At 68.2% G+C, this 18,462-nt stretch carries 16 protein-coding genes, 2 tRNA genes and 1 other RNA gene; 16 read left to right on the top strand and 3 right to left on the bottom strand.

Annotated elements, in window-relative coordinates; genetic code table 11:
• Positions 1-37: 37 nt before the first annotated feature.
• Positions 38-700: a YajG family lipoprotein gene (locus tag ABIE04_RS01865; RefSeq protein ID WP_354546881.1), complete on the bottom strand. Its 663-nt coding sequence runs from the start codon at positions 698-700 to the stop codon at positions 38-40.
• A 159-nt stretch (positions 701-859) separates the two neighbouring features.
• Between ABIE04_RS01865 and ABIE04_RS01860 the strand changes: the two genes are divergently transcribed.
• The 7 genes from ABIE04_RS01860 to ABIE04_RS01830 all read left to right on the top strand — a co-directional run bounded on the left by ABIE04_RS01860 (position 860) and on the right by ABIE04_RS01830 (position 9,371).
• Entirely contained in the window at positions 860-1,285 is a 426-nt protein-coding gene (locus ABIE04_RS01860) for a heavy metal-responsive transcriptional regulator (protein ID WP_354546880.1), read from the top strand.
• Positions 1,282-3,864, top strand: coding sequence for a heavy metal translocating P-type ATPase (locus ABIE04_RS01855; protein WP_354546879.1), 2,583 nt, complete (start codon positions 1,282-1,284; stop codon positions 3,862-3,864). Before ABIE04_RS01860 ends, ABIE04_RS01855 begins: the two co-directional genes overlap by 4 nt.
• A gap of 101 nt (positions 3,865-3,965) precedes the next feature.
• Positions 3,966-5,255: a bifunctional tetrahydrofolate synthase/dihydrofolate synthase gene (gene folC, locus ABIE04_RS01850; RefSeq protein ID WP_354546878.1), complete on the top strand. Its 1,290-nt coding sequence runs from the start codon at positions 3,966-3,968 to the stop codon at positions 5,253-5,255.
• A 77-nt stretch (positions 5,256-5,332) separates the two neighbouring features.
• Positions 5,333-6,358 carry an SPOR domain-containing protein gene (locus ABIE04_RS01845; RefSeq protein WP_354546877.1) on the top strand — a complete coding sequence of 342 codons (1,026 nt, stop codon included), beginning with the start codon at positions 5,333-5,335 and terminating at the stop codon, positions 6,356-6,358.
• A gap of 36 nt (positions 6,359-6,394) precedes the next feature.
• Positions 6,395-7,018, top strand: a complete 624-nt coding sequence (locus ABIE04_RS01840) for a CvpA family protein (protein WP_354546876.1) — start codon at positions 6,395-6,397, stop codon at positions 7,016-7,018.
• 28 nt (positions 7,019-7,046) lie between these two features.
• Positions 7,047-8,522, top strand: coding sequence for an amidophosphoribosyltransferase (purF, locus tag ABIE04_RS01835; protein WP_354546875.1), 1,476 nt, complete (start codon positions 7,047-7,049; stop codon positions 8,520-8,522).
• Between the two features lie 39 nt (positions 8,523-8,561).
• Entirely contained in the window at positions 8,562-9,371 is an 810-nt protein-coding gene (locus ABIE04_RS01830) for a ferritin-like domain-containing protein (RefSeq protein WP_354546874.1), read from the top strand.
• Positions 9,372-9,428: 57 nt separating this feature from the next.
• On the opposite strand, the gene ABIE04_RS01825 is transcribed toward ABIE04_RS01830, so the two are convergent.
• Positions 9,429-9,505 (bottom strand) — tRNA-Pro (locus ABIE04_RS01825).
• 165 nt (positions 9,506-9,670) lie between these two features.
• Here ABIE04_RS01825 and hisS point away from each other — a divergent pair.
• The 3 genes from hisS to ABIE04_RS01810 are packed head-to-tail and all read left to right on the top strand — an operon-like array spanning position 9,671 to position 13,441.
• Positions 9,671-11,044: a histidine--tRNA ligase gene (hisS, locus tag ABIE04_RS01820; protein WP_354546873.1), complete on the top strand. Its 1,374-nt coding sequence runs from the start codon at positions 9,671-9,673 to the stop codon at positions 11,042-11,044.
• 53 nt (positions 11,045-11,097) lie between these two features.
• A complete protein-coding gene (locus ABIE04_RS01815) occupies positions 11,098-13,014 on the top strand; it encodes an HAL/PAL/TAL family ammonia-lyase (RefSeq protein ID WP_354546872.1) in 1,917 nt (638 codons plus the stop codon).
• Positions 13,015-13,042: 28 nt separating this feature from the next.
• Positions 13,043-13,441 (top strand): DUF6165 family protein, encoded by a 399-nt coding sequence (locus tag ABIE04_RS01810; RefSeq protein ID WP_354546871.1) that lies wholly within the window; start codon positions 13,043-13,045, stop codon positions 13,439-13,441.
• A gap of 7 nt (positions 13,442-13,448) precedes the next feature.
• Here the strand turns inward: ABIE04_RS01810 and ABIE04_RS01805 are convergent, their stop codons facing one another.
• A complete protein-coding gene (locus ABIE04_RS01805; protein WP_354546870.1) occupies positions 13,449-14,492 on the bottom strand; it encodes a glycosyltransferase family 9 protein in 1,044 nt (347 codons plus the stop codon).
• Positions 14,493-14,527: 35 nt separating this feature from the next.
• On the opposite strand from ABIE04_RS01805, the gene ABIE04_RS01800 reads away from it, so the two are divergent.
• The 6 genes from ABIE04_RS01800 (at position 14,528) to ABIE04_RS01775 (ending at position 18,458) form a co-directional block, all read left to right on the top strand.
• Positions 14,528-15,259: a 3-deoxy-D-manno-octulosonic acid kinase gene (locus tag ABIE04_RS01800; protein WP_354546869.1), complete on the top strand. Its 732-nt coding sequence runs from the start codon at positions 14,528-14,530 to the stop codon at positions 15,257-15,259.
• Positions 15,256-16,014: an MBL fold metallo-hydrolase gene (locus ABIE04_RS01795; RefSeq protein ID WP_354546868.1), complete on the top strand. Its 759-nt coding sequence runs from the start codon at positions 15,256-15,258 to the stop codon at positions 16,012-16,014. Before ABIE04_RS01800 ends, ABIE04_RS01795 begins: the two co-directional genes overlap by 4 nt.
• Before the next feature lie 92 nt (positions 16,015-16,106).
• A tRNA-Ser gene (locus ABIE04_RS01790) sits at positions 16,107-16,196 on the top strand.
• Positions 16,197-16,278: 82 nt separating this feature from the next.
• An RNA gene (ffs, locus tag ABIE04_RS01785) (signal recognition particle sRNA small type) lies at positions 16,279-16,375 on the top strand.
• Between the two features lie 83 nt (positions 16,376-16,458).
• On the top strand, positions 16,459-18,135 hold the full coding sequence (gene dnaX / locus ABIE04_RS01780) for a DNA polymerase III subunit gamma/tau (RefSeq protein WP_354546867.1): 1,677 nt from the start codon (positions 16,459-16,461) through the stop codon (positions 18,133-18,135).
• Positions 18,135-18,458 carry a YbaB/EbfC family nucleoid-associated protein gene (locus tag ABIE04_RS01775; RefSeq protein WP_027485554.1) on the top strand — a complete coding sequence of 108 codons (324 nt, stop codon included), beginning with the start codon at positions 18,135-18,137 and terminating at the stop codon, positions 18,456-18,458. Before dnaX ends, ABIE04_RS01775 begins: the two co-directional genes overlap by 1 nt.
• Positions 18,459-18,462: the final 4 nt, after the last annotated feature.

The raw sequence follows: 18,462 nt of genomic DNA, 5'->3' as shown, positions 1-18,462 counted from the left end.
TCAAGGTGACGGCAAACAGCTTTGCAGGCGCAGCTGTTCAGAGCCCGTTGTTGCCTGCGGCGTCGGCGAACTGTTTCAGGTAATCCTCGAACGCACGTTGGTAGGCCAGCTGCCAGTTGGCTTCACGGGCGACCTGGATGGCGTTGTACCCGTACCCTTTCACGGTGACCTGGCGATGCCCTTGCGGGCTGTCGATCTTGAGCAAGGTATCCAGCTTCGCCTCGATGCTGGCACTCCAAAAGCCGGGCGTGAACCATGCCCAGAACTGGCGTATGTCCACGCTGATATGTGGTGCATCCGCCGGGGCATTGGCAGCGTCCACGACGCTGTAGCCGCGCGTGGCGAATGCATTGGTCAGCAGTTGCCGCGTCACCGTTTCCACGTTCTCGCCGGGTGTGAGCAGGATGTCTCCGAAGGCTTTGCCGAAACCGCCGCGTTTGCGCGCTATCGCCTGTTTGCGCTGGGTTGCGTCCAGCGCATAGCTCGCACCCTTCTTCAGCGATGGTGTGCTGGGATCGTCCGGATCGGCCTCGAACACGCGCATGTCGTGGATGGCATCGATGACCACGGGCTTGCCGCCGCTGACCACGGCCGACCCGGGCGACGGCACATCGAGTGACATTTGGGTGCGGGTGGTCGCGCAGCCTGACATCAGAGCAAGGACAACGGCGGCAACGAGGCCGTGAATGACGTGCTTCATGAGTTTTCCCCTGTAGCTGTTGTGTGGCGTATTCGAATGGAACAGGGGAGTTGTCGCAAATGTCGCGACGAAAAGAAAGTGGCGAGTTGATTGAAGAGATGGCCTGTGTCGATGTGTCACTTGACTCTAGACCTTGATCAAAGGTCTAGACTATGCAGCATGAACACACAAACTTCCCCCCTGACCATCGGTGCCGTCGCCAAGCGCGTCGGTGTGGCGATCGACACGATTCGTTATTACGAGCGGGAGGGCCTGTTGCCCGAGCCGCAGCGGCGCGCCTCCGGCTATCGCAGTTACGGCGAGGGCACGGTTGCGCAGCTGCGCTTTATCCGCCGCGCGAAGGATCTCGGCTTCACGCTGGAGGAAATCCGCGAGTTGCTGGCGCTGTCGGCCGACCGCCAGCGCGGAGTGAAGGCGGTGAAGCGGCGGGCGCAGCAACGGCTGGCGGCGATCGAGCAGCGCATCGTCGAATTGCAGCGCGTGCGCGACGGATTGGCGCAGCTGGTGGCGTCGTGTCCGGGACATGGCAAGCCGGAGGAATGTCCGATCCTGCGCGCGCTCAGCGACGAGCAGGTGTCGGCATGAACGCTCATGCATGCTGCCATGGCGGCGACGAGACGACAGGAATGACGACCGATCCGGTCTGCGGCATGTCGGTGGACCCGGCCACCTCGAAGCATCGATCCACGCATGACGGGCGGACGTTCCATTTCTGCGGCGGCGGCTGCAAGGCGAAGTTCGACGCCGCGCCGTCGGCGCACCTGGGCGGCGGCCATGGCGGGACAGACGACTGCTGCGCAGCGAAGCCGGTGCTGCAGGTGCCTGCTGTCCACGAACATCACGGCCACGCCCATCACGATCACGCGCACGCCCGCACGGTGAAGGACCCGGTCTGCGGCATGGATGTCGACCCGTTCACCGCGAAGCATCGCGCCGAGCACGACGGCCATGCGTATCACTTCTGCTCCGCGCGCTGCCGGGAGAAATTCGTGGCCGATCCGCCGGCTTGGCTGGAGGATCGCCCGGCACCGCCAGCGGCACCACCCGGCACGATCTACACCTGTCCGATGCATCCCGAGGTCCGGCAGGTCGGCCCCGGCCATTGCCCGATCTGCGGCATGGCGCTGGAACCGATGATGCCGACGCTGGACGCGGACGACGGCGGCGAGCTGTCGTCGATGACGAAGCGTTTCCAGGCGCTGCTGGCGTTGACCATGCCGGTGTTCGTGCTGGCGATGGGACCGCATCTGTTCGGCTGGCATCTGCCTGCGCCTTGGGATGGCGTGGCGGCGTGGATCGAGGCGGTGCTGGCCAGCATCGTGGTGCTGTGGGGCGGTGCGCCGTTCTTCGCGCGCGGCTGGCGTTCGCTGAAACCGTGGTTACCGAACATGTACACGCTGATCGCGCTGGGTACCGGCGTGGCGTGGCTGTACAGCGCGGTGGCGTTCCTGCTGCCGGGGATCTTTCCGGACGGTTTCCGCGACATGCACGGCCGGGTCGCGGTGTACTTCGAGTCGGCGGCGGTGATCGTCACCCTGGTCACCCTGGGCGATTTCCTGGAACTGCGCGCGCGCCGACGCACCGGCGCGGCGCTGAAGGCGCTGCTCGGGCTGGCACCGAAGACCGCGCGGCGGATCGCTGCCGACGGCAGCGAGAGCGACGTGGCGCTGGACGATGTGCGGGCCGGCGACGTGCTGCGCGTGCGCCCCGGCGAGAAGGTGCCGGTCGACGGCGTGGTGCTGGATGGCGAAAGCCACGTCGACGAGTCGATGCTCACCGGCGAGCCGATGCCGGTGGCCAAGGCATTGGGCGACCCGCTGACCGGCGCCACGGTGAACCAGGACGGCGCGCTGACCATGCGCGCGCAGAAAGTCGGCGGCGAGACGATGCTGGCGCAGATCGTGGCGCTGGTGGCGCAGGCGCAACGCAGCCGGGCACCGCTGCAGCGCGTGGCCGACCGGGTCGCGGCGTGGTTCGTGCCGGCGGTGGTGGTGGTCGCGCTGCTGGCGTTTGCGGCGTGGGCGCTGCTGGGGCCGGAGCCGCGGTTGACGCACGCGCTGATCGCCGCGGTATCGGTGCTGATCATCGCCTGTCCGTGCGCCCTGGGCCTGGCCACGCCGATCTCGATCATGGTGGCCAGCGGCCGCGGCGCGCAGCACGGCGTGCTGTTCAAGGATGCCAGCGCAATCGAGGGCATGCGCGACATCGACACCCTGGTGGTCGACAAGACCGGCACGCTGACCATGGGCAAGCCAGCGCTGACCGAACTGGTGGTCGTGGGCAGCCAGCCGCGCGAGCGCCTGCTGGCGCTGGCTGCCGCGCTGGAGCGGCCGAGCGAGCATCCGCTGGCGCGGGCGATCGTGACGGCGGCCGATGCCGAAGGCGTGCCGACGCCGGCGGCGACGGACTTCCGTTCGCTCACCGGCCGCGGCGTCAGCGCGAAGGTGGACGGCAGCGAGGCGGTGCTGGGCAACGCGAAACTGATGGCCGAGTCGCACGTCGCGATCGGCGACGACGCCAACGCCCGCGCCGAGCAGTTGCGCGGGCAGGGCGCCACGGTGATGTTCCTGGCCGTCGACGGCGCGCTCGCCGCCTTGCTGGCGGTGGCCGACCGGATCAAGCCGGACACGCCCGCCGCGATCGCGGCGCTGCACGCAGCGGGCCTGCGCATCGTGATGCTGACCGGCGACAACGCCACCACTGCGCAGACGGTCGCGCGCACGCTGGGCATCGACGAAGTGCACGCCGACGTGTCGCCGGCCGACAAGGCCGCGGTGGTGAACCGGCTCAAGGCCGAGGGCCGCCGTGTGGCGATGGCCGGCGACGGCATCAACGACGCGCCGGCGCTGGCGGCGTCCGACATCGGCATCGCGATGGGCAGCGGCACCGACGTGGCGATGGAGAGCGCGCAAGTGACCCTGGTGAAGGGCGAACTCGGCGCGATCGTGCGGGCGCGCAAGCTGTCGCAGGCGACCGTGCGCAACATTCATCAGAACCTGTTCTTCGCCTTCGTCTACAACGCGGTCGGCGTGCCGCTGGCGGCCGGTGTGCTGTATCCGTGGTTCGGTATCACGCTGTCGCCGATGATCGCCGCACTGGCGATGAGCCTGAGTTCGGTGTCGGTGGTGGGCAACGCGCTGCGCCTGCGCAAGACGACGTTGTGACGCCGTGTCCCCGATGGGCGGCTTGCACTGCAGCGGCATTCATCCGTTCGTTTGAGACGATGCTTTAAACTTTGTGCTTTCCATTTGCACAAAGTCACCGCATGAGCCGCACTCTCGCCGAATGGCTGGCGTACCAGGAACGCGTCAACGTCCATACCATCGAGCTGGGGCTCGACCGGGTGCGTGAAGTGTGGCAGCGGATGGGTGCGCCGGCGCCGGCGAAACAGGTGATCACGGTCGGCGGCACCAACGGCAAGGGTTCCACCGTCGCCTTGCTGGAGGCGATGCTCACCGCCGCCGGCCTGCGCGTGGGCGCGTTCACCTCGCCGCACCTGCTGGAATACAACGAGCGCGTGCGCATCGACGGCGCGAATGCCGATGACGCCGCGCTGGTCGCCTCGTTCGAGCGGATCGAGGCGGCGCGGGAGGACACTCCGAATAGTTCTGTCCCGCTGACCTATTTCGAGTTCGGCACGCTGGCCGCGCTGGACCTGTTCGCCCGCACCGGCGTCGACGTGGCGGTGCTGGAAGTGGGGTTGGGCGGGCGACTGGATGCGGTCAACATCATCGACGCCGACGTGGCGGTGATCACCACGGTGGACCTGGACCACATGGACTGGCTGGGCCCGGACCGCGACAGCATCGGCCGCGAGAAGGCCGGCATCGCGCGGGCCGGGCGGCCGGCGATCGTGGGCGAGCTGGATCCGCCTACCGGCCTGCTCGATGCGTTGGCCGCCCGCGGCGCACGGGTCGAGCGGGCCGGGATCGATTTCGGCGTCGAGCGGCACGAGGATGGCTGGCGCTGGCGCCACCGCGACGGCAGCGCGATGGAACTGCCCGATCCCGCGCTGGCGGCGCCGGTGCAGTATGCAAATGCGGCGGCGGCGATTGCCGCGCTGCATGCGCTCGACCTGGGGACGCTCACGCCCAGCGCTTTCTTCGCGGCGGTCAGCGCCGGCCTGCATGAGGTGCGCGTACCGGCGCGGCTGCAGTCGCTCGGTGGCGAACCGCCGGTCATCGTGGACGTGGGGCACAACCCGCAGGCCGCCCGCGCGCTGGCCGAATGGCTGGATGCGCAGCCGCCGGCACGGGTACACGCGGTGTACGGTGCACTGGCGGACAAGGACGTGGCGGGAGTGATCGGCGCGCTCGGCACGCGCATCGGCCACTGGCACCTGGCCGGGCTGGATCGGGCCACTCCGCGCGGCATGGCGGTGGCGGCGCTGGCCGCGATCCTGCAGCAAACCTTGCCGCAGGCCCCGTTCGATACGCATGCCGACGTGGCCGCCGCGCTGGCGGCAGCACGTGCGGCGGCGCAACCGGACGAACGCATCCTGGCGTTCGGCTCGTTTTTCGTGGCCAGCGCTGTGCTCGCTGAACGCATCGGCTGAAGGTGGCTCATGGCATCCGGCGCAGGCAGGTATAATCGCGCCGTTGTGCACCGCGTTTGCCGCCCTGGAGCGAAAACTTGAAAACACGCCTGCTGGGAGCCGCCGTCCTGATCGCGTTGGCGGTTCTGTTCGTGCCGATGTTCTTTTCCAGTACCCCGCCGGCTCCAGGTGGCGACCAGGCGGTCAGCCTGGCGATCCCGCCGGCGCCGGATCGCGACCTGCAAACCCGGACCATGAGCCTGACTCCGGATACCGCTGCCAGCGGCTCGAGCACCGCCGCGGCATCGGCGCAGTCGGTGACGCCGGCATCCAGTGATCGCTTGGCCACGGTGGACATCGGTTCCAGCCGCCCGCGCGACGTCGAGACCGACCCCGAAGCCGGCAAGCCGCCGCAACCGACCACGGTGACCACCGGTTCGGGCACGTCGCCGAGCCAGCCGGTGATCCCGCAGCAGACCACGGCAAACACCAGCGCACCGCCGGCGACCAAGCCGCAGCCGGCGGTCGCCACGCCGCCCCGGACGACCCCGGTCGCGTCGTCTGCTTCTGCAGCGGCGGCACCCGCCGCGGGACGCGGCAACTACACGCTCAACCTCAGCGCCTACGCCAGTGCAGCCGGCGCCGCCAACCTGGAACGCCGCGTGCGCGGGCTGGGTTACCCGGTCAGCGGCCATGCGATCACCCAGGCCGGCAAGTCGCGCACCCTGGTCATCGCCGGGCCGTTCGAAACGCGCGCCGCGGCCGAGGCTGCGCGGCTGAAGATCACCCAGTCGATTCCCGGCGTGCCGGCCCGGCTCGAACAGGACGCCAGCCACGAAAGCAGCGCAGCGGCGACACAGCCGCCTGCGGCCACAACCACCGCCAAGGCGGGTGGCTGGGCCGTGCAGCTGGCGGCGATGAGCAACCAGGCCGATGCGAATGCGTTGCGCGACAAGTTGCGCGCGAACGGTTTCGACGGCTTCGTCGATTCGGTGCAGTCCGGCGGCAAGCGGTTGTGGCGCGTGCGCGCCGGCCCGCAGACCCAGCGCAGCGACGCGACGCGCGTACACGACCAGATCAAGGCGAAGCTGGGCATCGACGGCAACGTCGTGTCGGTGCCCTGATGCCGGTACCGGCACGCGGACCAGGCGGATGAACGGATGAACTGGACCGACTACATCATCATCGGCGTGCTGGCCCTGTCGGTATTCGTGGGGTTGTGGCGTGGCCTGATCTCCGAAGTGATGGCGCTGGCGATCTGGATCGCCGCGTTCTGGGTGGCGTGGACGTTCGGCCCGATGGTGGCGGAGCGTTTCAGGCAGGTGATCGAGCTGCCGTCGGCGCGGATCATCGTGGGCTACGGGCTGTGCTTCGTCGCCGTGCTGGTCCTCGGCGCGCTGCTGCGTTTCGTGATCGGCAAGCTGATCGAGAGCACCGGGCTGTCCGGCACCGACCGGCTGCTGGGCATGCTGTTCGGCTTCGTGCGCGGCGTGCTGCTGGTGACCCTGCTGGTGTTCCTGATCGGCTTCACCGCGTTCACGCGCGATCCGTGGTGGCAGCGGTCGGTGCTGCTGCCGCGCTTCCAGCACGTGGCGGCCTGGCTGAGCCAGCAGGTGCCGCCCAGCGTCCGCGAGTACCTCCATCCGCCGGCGGTGCTCGGCCGCCTGCACGGCTTGCCGGCTGCGTTGCCGGCCCCCATATCGGGCACGACGCCCGCGCCCGCGGCGAGCGTGATGCGCCCGGCGGTGGCGGCCAGCACGGCCGGCCCATCCCCCACTTTCTGAACATACCCTCTGAAGCAGGCAACAAACCATGTGCGGAATCATCGGCATTGTCGGTACCACCGAAGTGGCATCGGCGCTCTATGACGGCTTGACGGTGCTGCAGCACCGCGGCCAGGACGCGGCCGGCATCGCCACGGTGGACGGCTCGCGGCTGCGCCTGCACAAGGGCAACGGGCTTGTGCGCGACGTGTTCGGGCAAGCCGCGATGAGCGGCCTGCGCGGGCGCATCGGCATCGGCCATTGCCGTTATCCCACCGCCGGCTCGGAAGGCTCGGCCGAGGCCCAGCCGTTCTACGTCAACTCGCCGTACGGCATCGCGTTCGCGCACAACGGCAATCTGGTCAACACCGACGCGCTGCGCCGCGAGATGTTCCAGGACGACCGCCGCCACATCAACACCGATTCCGATTCCGAGGTGCTGCTGAACGTGCTGGCGCACGAGCTGCAGATCCAGGACCGGATGGAGCTGACCCCGGACCACATCTTCAAGGCGGTGGCCGGCGTGCATGCGCGCGCACGCGGCGGCTACGCCTGCATCGCCCTGCTGCTGGGCTACGGCCTGATCGCGTTCCGCGATCCGAACGGCATCCGCCCGCTGGTGCTGGGCGAGCGGATCACGGCGGAAGGTCACGAGTACGCGGTGGCGTCCGAGTCGGTGGCGCTGGATGTCCTGGGTTTCAAGCGCATCCGCGACGTGGCGCCGGGCGAGGCGGTAATCATCACCGACGCCGGCCAGCTGTACACCCGCCGCTGCGCCGAGGGCGCGCCGCACACGCCGTGCATCTTCGAATACGTCTACCTGGCCCGGCCGGACTCGATGATCGAGGACGTTTCGGTGTACAAGGCGCGCCTGCGCATGGGCGAGAAACTGGCCGAGAAGATCCTGCGCGAACGGCCCGACCATGGCATCGACGCGGTGATCCCGATCCCCGACACCGCGCGCACCGCCGCCAGCGCGCTGGCCGGCGCGCTTGGCGTGCCGTTCCGCGAGGGTTTCGTCAAGAACCGCTACATCGGCCGCACCTTCATCATGCCGGGGCAGGGCGAGCGGGTGAAGTCGGTGCGCCGCAAGCTCAACGCGATCGACCTCGAATTCCGCAAGAAGAACGTGCTGCTGGTGGACGACTCGATCGTGCGCGGCACCACCTCGAAGCAGATCATCCAGATGGCCCGCGACGCCGGCGCGAAGAACGTCTACTTCGCCTCCGCCGCGCCGCCGGTGCGCTACCCGAACGTATATGGCATCGACATGCCGTCAGCCTCGGAGCTGGTCGCTGCGGGGCGCACCGAAAAGGAAGTCGAGCAGACGCTCGGCGCCGACTGGCTGATCTACCAGGACCTGAAGGATCTGGTCTGGGCGGTGCAGGACGGCAACGAGGAGCTGAAGCGGTTCGACACTTCGTGCTTCTCCGGCGAATACGTCACCGGCCTCGACCAGCGCTATCTGGAGCAGATCGAGATGCTGCGCTCGGACGACGCCAAGGCCGCGCGGCGAGTGGTTTGAGCGCAGGGACGAGCCTGCAGCTCGCCCCGTGCTGTCGAAATGAATGATCTCCACGCCGCCGCCAAACGCTGCCTGGACGCCACCGAGCCGGCCGAAAAATTGCGCCTCACCCACGAGGCGTGGCAGGCCTTCCTGGCCGGCGACCTGCACGCCGACCCGGCGGCGTCGCCGCCCGAACCGGTCGGTCCGCCCGGCCGTCCCGCGAAACCGCAGCTGGTCAACGCCCGCCAGCTGCCGCAGCGCGGACTGGGCAGCGATGAAGGCCGTGCCGCCCTGGTGCACGCCGTCGCGCATATCGAATTCAACGCGATCAACCTGGCCTGGGACGCGGTCTACCGCTACCGAGGCAAGCCCGCGGCGTACTACCGCGACTGGGCCAGCTGCGCCCACGACGAGGCGCGCCACTTCGCGCTGCTGTCCGGCCGGCTAGCCGAGCTGGGCCATGCCTACGGCGATTTCGACGCCCATAACGGCTTGTGGGAGATGGCCGAAAAAACCGCCGACAGCGACACCGCGCGGATGGCACTGGTGCCGCGCGTGCTGGAGGCGCGCGGGCTGGACGTCACCCCCGGCATGATCGAACGGCTGCGTGGACTCGGCGACGAACGCACGGTGGCGATCCTGGAAGTGATCCTGCGCGAGGAAGTGGCCCACGTCGCGGCCGGCACGCGCTGGTACCGCCACTGCTGCGAGCGCGACGGCATCGACCCGATCGAGACTTTCTTCACCCTGTTGCGCGACTACATGGGGGTGAGCCTGCGTGGCCCGTTCAACCGCCCGGCACGGCTGGAGGCCGGTTTCGTCGAGGAGGAGCTCGACCGGCTGGCCGCGTTGGCCCTGGCCGGCTGATGAAGCCGCACCGGGCACACAAAAAAGCCGGCGCAAGGCCGGCTTTTTCATCGAATTTGGTCGGGGTGACAGGATTCGAACCTGCGACTTCTACGTCCCGAACGTAGCGCTCTACCAGGCTGAGCTACACCCCGTGGGAAGCCGCGTATCTTAATCGTCGATCGGGGGCTTGGCAACAGGTTCGATGCATCCGCCGGACGATCCGCTGGGGAAGGGCGGCGGCGTTCTGTTAATCTTGACGGCTGCCGTCGTGCGGCCTGTTGCGCGACGGAATGTCTCCCATCGTCAGAGAGGATTCCATGGCGCTTACCCCGGCCCGCACCATGCCCGGCGTGCTCGAGCTGCTGCCGCTCGACCAGATCGCGTTCCAGCGCATGCTCGACGTGATCCGCCGCAACTACGAGCGCTTCGGCTTCCTGGCGGTGGAGACGCCGGTGATCGAATACGCCGACGTGCTGCTGACCAAGACGGGCGGCGAGACTGAGCGCCAGGTGTACTTCGTGCAGTCCACCGGCGCGCTGGAGCAGGGCGAGAAGCCGGACCTGGCGTTGCGCTTCGACCTCACCGTGCCGCTGGCGCGCTACGTGGCCGAGCACGAGCGCGACCTCAGCTTCCCGTTCCGCCGCTACCAGATGCAGAAGGTGTACCGCGGCGAACGCGCGCAGCGCGGGCGCTTCCGCGAGTTCTACCAGTGCGACATCGACGTGATCGGCAAGGACACGCTGTCGGTGCGCTACGACGCCGAGGTCCCGGCGGTGATCTACAGCGTGTTCCGCGAGCTGGACATCGGCCCGTTCACGATCCAGCTCAACAACCGCAAGCTGATGCGCGGCTACTTCGAGAGCCTGGGCATCGTCGATGGCGAGCAGCAGATGCTGGTGCTGCGCGAGGTGGACAAGCTGGACAAGCGTGGTGCCGATGCAGTGCAGGCCACGCTGACCGGCGAAGCATTCGGGCTCGCCGCCGACGTGGTGCAGAAGATCCTCGCCTTCGTGCAGGTGCGCTCGACCTCGTTGCAGGACGCGTTCGACAAACTCGATGCGCTCGGCGCCGGCCCGGAAGTGATGGAGCAGGGCCGCAGCGAATTGAAGGAAGTGCTGGGCCTGATCCACGCGTTCGGCGTGCCGCAGACGCACTACGCGCTGAATCTGTCGATCGCCCGCGGCCTCGACTACTACACCGGCACGGTCTACGAGACCACGCTGAACGACCACCCGCAGATCGGCTCGATCTGCTCCGGCGGCCGCTACGAGAACCTGGCCGGCCAGTACACCAAGTCGCACCTGCCCGGCGTCGGCATCTCGATCGGCCTGACCCGGCTGTACTGGCAACTGCGCGATGCCGGCCTGATCGATACGGCAAAGAGCACCGTCGACGTGCTGGTGACCCAGATGGACGAGGCGCAGCTGCCCACCTACCTGGCCCTGGCCAGCGAATTGCGCGGCGCCGGCATCGCCACCGAGGTGGTGCTGGAAGGCGGCAAGCTGGGCAAGCAGTTCAAGTACGCCGACCGCGCCGGCATCCGCTTCGTGGTGGTGCTGGGCGAGGAAGAGATCGCCAAGGGCGTGGTCACGGTGAAGGACCTGCGTCGCGAGGACCAGTTCGAAGTGGCGCGCAGCGAACTGGTCAAGACGCTGCGAGTGGAGCTGGAGCAGGCCGCGGCGATGGGGTGAATGCCACTCCCGGTGATCCACGACAGACGACGCAACCCATCCATGAGGCAGCAGTGAGCACAATCGATACCATCGTCCTCGACGGCAACAGCCTCACCCGCGCCCAGTTGGTGGCGGTGGCGCGTAACGGCAGCAAGGTTTCACTGGCCCCGGCCGGACTCAAGCGCGTGCAGCGCGCCGCCGATTTCCTCGCCGAGAAGGTCAGCTGCGGCGAGCCGACTTACGGCGTCACCACCGGCTTCGGCAGCAACGCCGACAAGCTGCTCGGCGCGCATCGCGTGCGCGACGAGTTGCCGGGCGCGGCCTTGGTCAAGGATGGGCCGCACGCGCCCGAAGGCACGCTGCTGGAGGAACTGCAGCACAACCTGATCATCACCCACGCGGTATGCGTGGGCAAACCGTTCGGCGAGGACGTGGTGCGGGCCATGTTGCTGATCCGCATCAACACGCTGATGCGCGGTCACTCCGGCATCCGCGTGAGCACGCTCGAAGCGCTGGCGGCGATGCTCAACGCCGGCGTGGTGCCGGTGGTGCCGGAGAAGGGCTCGGTCGGCGCCAGTGGCGACCTGGCGCCGCTGTCGCACCTGGCGATCGTGTTGCTCGGCGGCGGCGAGGCGTTCTACCAGGGCGAGCGGATGAGCGGTGCCGAGGCGCTGAAGCGCGCCGGCCTCACGCCGATCCGGCTGTCGTTCAAGGAAGGTCTGGCGCTCAACAACGGCACCGCGCAGATGCTGGCGACCGCCGCGCTGGCGCTGGATGCGCTGGAACACCTGCTGGATACCGCCGACCTCGCCGCGGCCATGACGCTGGACGCCTTCGCCGGCCGCAGTGGCGCCTTGCGGCCTGAAGTGCACGCGTTGCGTCCGCACCCGGGCCAGGTGGAAACCGCCGCGCACGTGCGCAAGCTGCTGGCCGATTCGACCCTGCTCGACATTCCGTACCACCTGGTGCCGCGCTTCAAGCCGTGGCGGGCCGAGGCGTGGAACGAAGCGGACGACCAGGCCCTCAGCTTCGACATCGGCTGGGACTGGGTGCCGGCGAACCAGCGCCACGGCCGCGAGACGTTCTACCGCCGCTTCCTGCCGTTCAAGGGCGGCAAGAAGCACCAGCCGCAGGACGCCTACAGCCTGCGCTGCATGCCGCAGGTGCACGGCGCGGTGCGCGATGCCTGGGCGCAGGCGTGCCGGGTGATCGACATCGAGCTGAATTCGGTCACCGACAACCCGTTGATCTTCCCGGACAACGACGACGCGCAATTCATCGAGGAGCAGGTGATCTCGGCCGGCCACTTCCACGGCATGCCGCTGGCGCTGGCGATGAGCTACGTGAAGGCGGCGATCCCCGTGCTCGCCTCGATCTCCGAGCGCCGGCTCAACAAGCTGGTCGACCCGGCCACCAACGACGGCCTGCCGGCCTTCCTCACCGGCAACGAGGACGGCACCGATTCCGGTTTCATGATCGTGCAGTACACCGCCGCGGCGCTGGTCAACGACCTGGCCACGCGCGCGCATCCGGCCAGCGTGTACTCGGTGCCGACCAGCGCGAACGCCGAGGACCACGTCTCGATGGGCGCCAACGAGGCGCGCCACGTGCTGGAGATGATGGAAGACCTCGGCCACGTGCTGGCGCTGGAGCTGTACACCGCCGCGCAGGCGCTGGACTATCGCCAGGAGATGCTGAACGCGGCGCGCCGGCTGGCTAGCCGCGGCGGCTGGCAGGCGCTGGCGGCGAAGATCGCCAACGCGCCGCGCGAGGGCCAGCCGCACTACGAACAGTTCGTCGCCGAAGTGCAGCAGCTCGCCGCAGCGCTGGCCCATGCCGGCGATTTCCATGCCGGCGCCGCCGTGCGCACCGCCCATGCGGTCCTGCGTCGGCACATCGGTTTCATGCACCGCGACCGCGCGATGGACGGCGACGTGCGCACGGTCTGCGCGCTGGTGCAGCAGGGCGCACTCCGCCCGGCGGCGTGACTCATCCTTTTTGACGGAAGCCAAGACCATGAGCCTGATCCAGACACCGGTGTCCTACGGCGAATTGATCGACAAGATCACCATCCTGGAAATCAAGTCGCGGCGGATCGCCGACGCGGCCAAGCTGGCCAACGTGCGCAACGAGCTGGACCTGCTAAACGCCACTTGGGCCAATGACGCGGCCTCGCGCACCGACATTTCCAGCGAGCGTGCGAGCCTGCTGGCGGTGAACGAACTGCTGTGGGACATCGAAGACCGCATCCGCCTGAAGGAGAAGGCGCAGGCGTTCGACGCCGAGTTCATCGAGCTGGCGCGTTCGGTGTATTTCCGCAACGACGAACGCGCGGCGTTCAAGCGCGAGATCAATCTGAAGCTCGGCTCGCAGCTGGTCGAGGAAAAGTCGTACCAGGATTACCGCGCGGTCTGATGCACATCTACAACAGCCGCATGTCGCGCGCAGCGGCTTCGTAGCGCTCGATCACCTCGTTCACGCCGATCAGGTCCATCACGCCGGGCTTCTCGATCTTGCTGCCCCACGGGATTTCGCTGGCCGGCCTGCCCAGGTATTTGCGCGCGGCCTCGTCGTACTTGTCCACGCACCAGCGGCGGTCGGAGTACGGACCGGAACGGTCCGGGTTGCTCGCCGCGTGCAGGCCGAGCACGCGGGTGCCCACCGCGTTGGCCATGTGCATCGGGCCGGAGTCCGGGGTCAGCAGCAGCTGCGCGCGGCCGAGCAAAGCCAGCAGTTTCTTCAGCGTGTCCTTGCCGGTGAGGTCGAGCGGCGGCGCTTTGCATGCCGCCAGCACGGCGTCGGCCATTTCGCGCTCGAAGGCGGACGGGCCGCCGACCATCGCCACGCGCCAGCCGCGGGAGGCCGCGTGGTCCATCACCGCGGCATAACGCTCCGGCTGCCAGTTGCGCAGCGCATGGCTGGAGGTGGGGCTGACCAGCAGGGTGGGCGTATCGCCGGGCAGTTGTTCGACGGCCCAGGCGTGCGCCTCGTCGGGAACCGGGATGTCCCAGCGTACCTGGGTCTGCTTCAGCCCCAGCGGCTCGCAGAAGCTGCCGATCGCATCCAGCACGTGCTCGCCGCTGCGCGCCGGAATGCGTTCGTTGACCACCAGGCCGTGCAGGTCCTTCGCGCGGGCACGGTCGTAACCGATGCGCCGCTCGGCCTTGATGCCCAGGCTCAGCAGGTTCGAGCGCAGCGCCACCTGCATCTGCAGCAACGCATCGAAACGCCGCCCGCGCAATGCCGCATGCACGGCGCGCATGCCGGCCCAGCCGGCGGCCTTGTCGAAAGTGACGAACTCCACGCCGGGCAGGTCGCCGACCAGCCTGCGCTCCAGCTTGCCGACGATCCAGGTCAACGAAGTTTGCGGCCACGCCTGCTGCAGGGTGCGCAGCAGCGGCACCACGTGGGTGACGTCGCCGATGGCGGAGGTGCGCAGCAGGCAGATCGAGGCAGGGGTTGTCATAAGGCCTGGGTTAGAATCGCGGGCAGTCACTGGGCATGATGATGCAGGAACGAACCCACAAGGATGCCGAAGGCGCGATTCTGTTCGACGCCGAGGTATCGCCACAAGTCGAACACGACTGGTTCGCGCCCGACTACTGGCGCGAACGCGGCGCATTGCGCACGCAGGCGGGCGGTCGCGGCGGCGTCGCGATCGTTGCCACGCCGGTGGGCGAATGCGTGCTGCGGCACTATCGTCGCGGTGGCCTGGTCGCCGCGCTGATGGGAGACCGGTATCTGTGGACCGGTGCCGATCGCACGCGTCCGTTCGCGGAATTTCGCCTGCTCGCCGAGATCGCCCGGCTGGAGTTGCCCGGTCCGGAGGTGGTGGCCGCGCGTTATTGCCGGCATGGACCGTACTACGCCGCCGATCTGATCACCCGCCGCATCGCCGACGCGCAGACCCTGGCCGAGTGCCTGGCGGCAAGGCGGCTGGATGGCGAGTTGGCGGAGGAGGTCGGGGCGCTGGTGGCACGCTTCCATCGCGACGGCGTCTGGCATGCCGACCTGAACGCGCACAACGTGCTGGTGACGCCGGGTGCGCTGTATCTGATCGACTTCGACCGTGGCCGCATGCGCATCCCGGCCACCGCCTGGCAGCGGGCGAACCTGCAGCGTCTGCGCCGGTCGCTGCTCAAGCTTGGCGCAGCCGCCGACGGCGAGGCGGCATTCGAGAAGAACATCTGGCAACCACTGCTGTATCGCTACGGGCGTACGCTGGCCCCATGAACTGGCATCTGCATTTTCTTGGCGTGGGCGCCGCGCACGCGGTGGAGCTGGGCTCGTCGGCCGTGGTGCTGGAACGCGCCGGCGTACCGCTGCTGCTGATCGACTGCGGCCCCGACACGCTCGATCGCTACGTGGCGGCGTACGACGCGTTGCCGCCGGCCGTGTTCATCACGCATACCCACATGGACCACGTGGCCGGGCTGGAGCAGCTGTTCATCCGCCTGTGGTTCGACCCGCGCTTGCGCGGTACCACCCGGGTGTTTGTCCACGCCACACTCATGCCGTGGCTGCAGACGCGCGTCGCCGATTACCCCGGTGCGCTCGCCGAGGGCGGCGCGAATTTCTGGGAGGCGTTCCGGCTGATCCCGTGCACGCGTGGCTTCTGGCTGGACGGGCTGTGGTTCGACGTGTTCGCCACCCGCCATCACGTGCCCGGAACCTCGTATGGCCTCGCCCTGGATGGCAGCTTCGCCTATACCGGCGACACCCGCCCGATTCCCGAGGTACTGGCGCGCCATGCCGGTGGCGGCGGGCTGATCGCACACGATTGCGGCCTGGTGGGCAACCCGTCGCATACGGGCATCGACGACATCGAACGCGAGTATCCCGATGCCTTGCGCGCCCGGCTGCTGCTGTACCACTACGGCAGCGAGGCAGACGGTACGGCGCTGGCCTCGCTCGGCTACCGCGTCGCCAGTCCGGGCGAACGTGTCGCCTTGCACGCCCCGGCGGAGCTCCGGGCCGACGCTGGCTGAATCAGCGCCTGTTCGCTTGCCTGTATGGGGGCCTGCCGCTATTCTTACTGACTCTTTGAAGGACAGGATTGCCGGCAAAGACCGTTTTATGCGGAGAGGTGTCCGAGTGGTTGAAGGAGCACGCCTGGAAAGTGTGTATAGGGTAAAACCTATCGCGGGTTCGAATCCCGCTCTCTCCGCCAGAATTTGAGTCACGCGACGGACTTGCAGGCCGGCGCAGCAGAAAATCAGCAAGCGTGCATCGCTTGACGTCCATGGTGGCCCCGTCGGTCCCCCCGCGACGATAGTTCGCAAACTCCGCCAGGTCCGGAAGGAAGCAACGGTAGCGAATGATTCGGGTGCCGGGGTGTGGCTGGCGGGGCCGCCGCCATTTCCGGACTGCGCTTTTACTGACTTACCCCCTCTGACTTGGCACAATCAGTCTTCGCCCCAAGGTAGTCAGGCATGTCTTATCAGGTACTCGCCCGCAAGTGGCGTCCGCGCAAGTTCGCTGAACTGGTCGGGCAGGAACACGTGGTGCGCGCGCTCACCAATGCGCTCGACACCGGGCGCATGCACCATGCCTACCTGTTCACCGGTACCCGCGGCGTCGGCAAGACCACCATTGCGCGCATCTTCGCCAAGTCACTGAACTGCGAGCGCGGGCAGTCGGCCGACCCCTGCGGCGAGTGCTCGGTGTGCACGGCGGTGGACGAAGGGCGCTTCGTCGATCTGCTGGAGATCGACGCGGCCAGCAACACCGGCGTGGACGACGTGCGCGAGGTGATCGAGAACGCGCAGTACGCGCCGTCGCGCGGCCGTTTCAAGGTGTACCTGGTCGACGAGGTGCACATGCTGTCGAAGAACGCGTTCAACGCGTTGCTGAAGACGTTGGAGGAACCGCCGCCGCACGTGAAGTTCCTGCTCGCCACCACCGACCCGCAGAAGCTGCCGGTGACGGTGCTGTCGCGCTGCCTGAAGTTCAACCTGAAGCGGCTGCTGCCGGAACAGATCTCCGGCCAGATGCGGCACATCCTGGGCGCCGAGAACATCGCCTACGAAGACAGCGCGATCGGCGAACTGGCCCGCGCGGCCGATGGTTCGCTGCGCGACGGCCTGTCGCTGCTGGACCAGGCGATCGCCTACGGCGGTGGCGCGCTGCATGCCGACGACGTGCGCACCATGCTCGGCAGCGTGGCGCGCGGACAGGTGCTCGGCGTGCTCGACGCATTGGCCGCCGGCGACGGCGAACGGCTGCTCGCCGAATGCACGCAGATTGCCTCGTACTCGCCGGACTTCGGCGGCGTGCTGGACGACATCGCCAGCGTGCTGCACCGGCTGCAGCTGATCCAGCTGATTCCCGGCTACCGACCGGACGAGGACGGTGACGACGACGGCGCGGTGGCGGCGCTGGCCGAGCGGATCACCCCGGAAGACGTGCAGCTGTATTACCAGATCGCCACTTCGGGCCGGCGCGACCTGGCGCTGGCGCCGGATGCGCGCACCGGTTTCGAGATGGCGCTGCTGCGCATGCTGGCGTTCCGTCCCGGCGATGGCGCACCCGCCACGCGCACGGAACGACCGACGTCGGCGCCGTCGCGTCCTGCCGCTCCGGCACCGGCGTCGGCACGGCCTGCCGCTGCACCGGAACGTCAGCACGAAGCCCCACCACCGCCGCGCGCGGCACCGGCATCGACGCCAGCCGCTGCCGCTGCCCCGATCACGCGGGACGAGAACGGTTTGCCGGACTGGGAGACGCTGATCGAGCGCGCCGGCCTGCGCGGGCCGTTCGGCCTGCTGGCGCAGAATGCGGTATTGCGCGAGCGCGATGGGCAGACCCTGGTGCTGGCGCTGCAGCCGGCGCACATGAGCCTGGCGGTGGAGCCGATGGTGAGCCAGATGGAGGAACGCATCGGCCAGGCTTTGGGCGAGCGCATCCGCCTGCGTTTCGTCAACAGCAGCCAGACTGCTGCCGCGCAGACCCCGGCGGCGCGTGCCGCGCAGGCGCGCGATGCGGCCCAGGCCGCCGCCGAACAGGCGATCGAGGGCGACCCGCTGGTGCAGTCGCTGAAGCGCGAGTTCGGCGCGCGCGTGGTGCCGCAGTCCATCAAACCTTTTGACAGCGAATCCGGAGCAGTGTGATGAGAGGACAGATCGGCCAGCTGATGCAGCAGGCGCAGCGCATGCAGGAAGACATGAAGCGTGCGCAGGAGGAAATCGCGAAACTCGAAGTCACCGGCAGCGCCGGTGGCGGCCTGGTCAGCGTGGTGATGACCGGTGCGCACGAGGTGCGTCGCGTGCAGATCGACCGGCAGACGTTTGCCGACGATCCCGAGATGGCCGAGGACCTGGTCGCCGCCGCGATCAACGACGCGGTGAACAAGGTGGCCGAAGTCAGCAAGAACAAGCTCGGCGGCGTCACCGCCGGGATGAACCTGCCGGCCGGCTTCAAGATGCCGTTCTGAGGCT

The sequence above is a fragment of the Rhodanobacter soli genome, from assembly GCF_040548735.1.
GTDB classification, from domain to species: Bacteria; Pseudomonadota; Gammaproteobacteria; order Xanthomonadales; family Rhodanobacteraceae; genus Rhodanobacter; species Rhodanobacter soli_A.
This window is presented reverse-complemented; position numbering and strand designations above follow the sequence as displayed.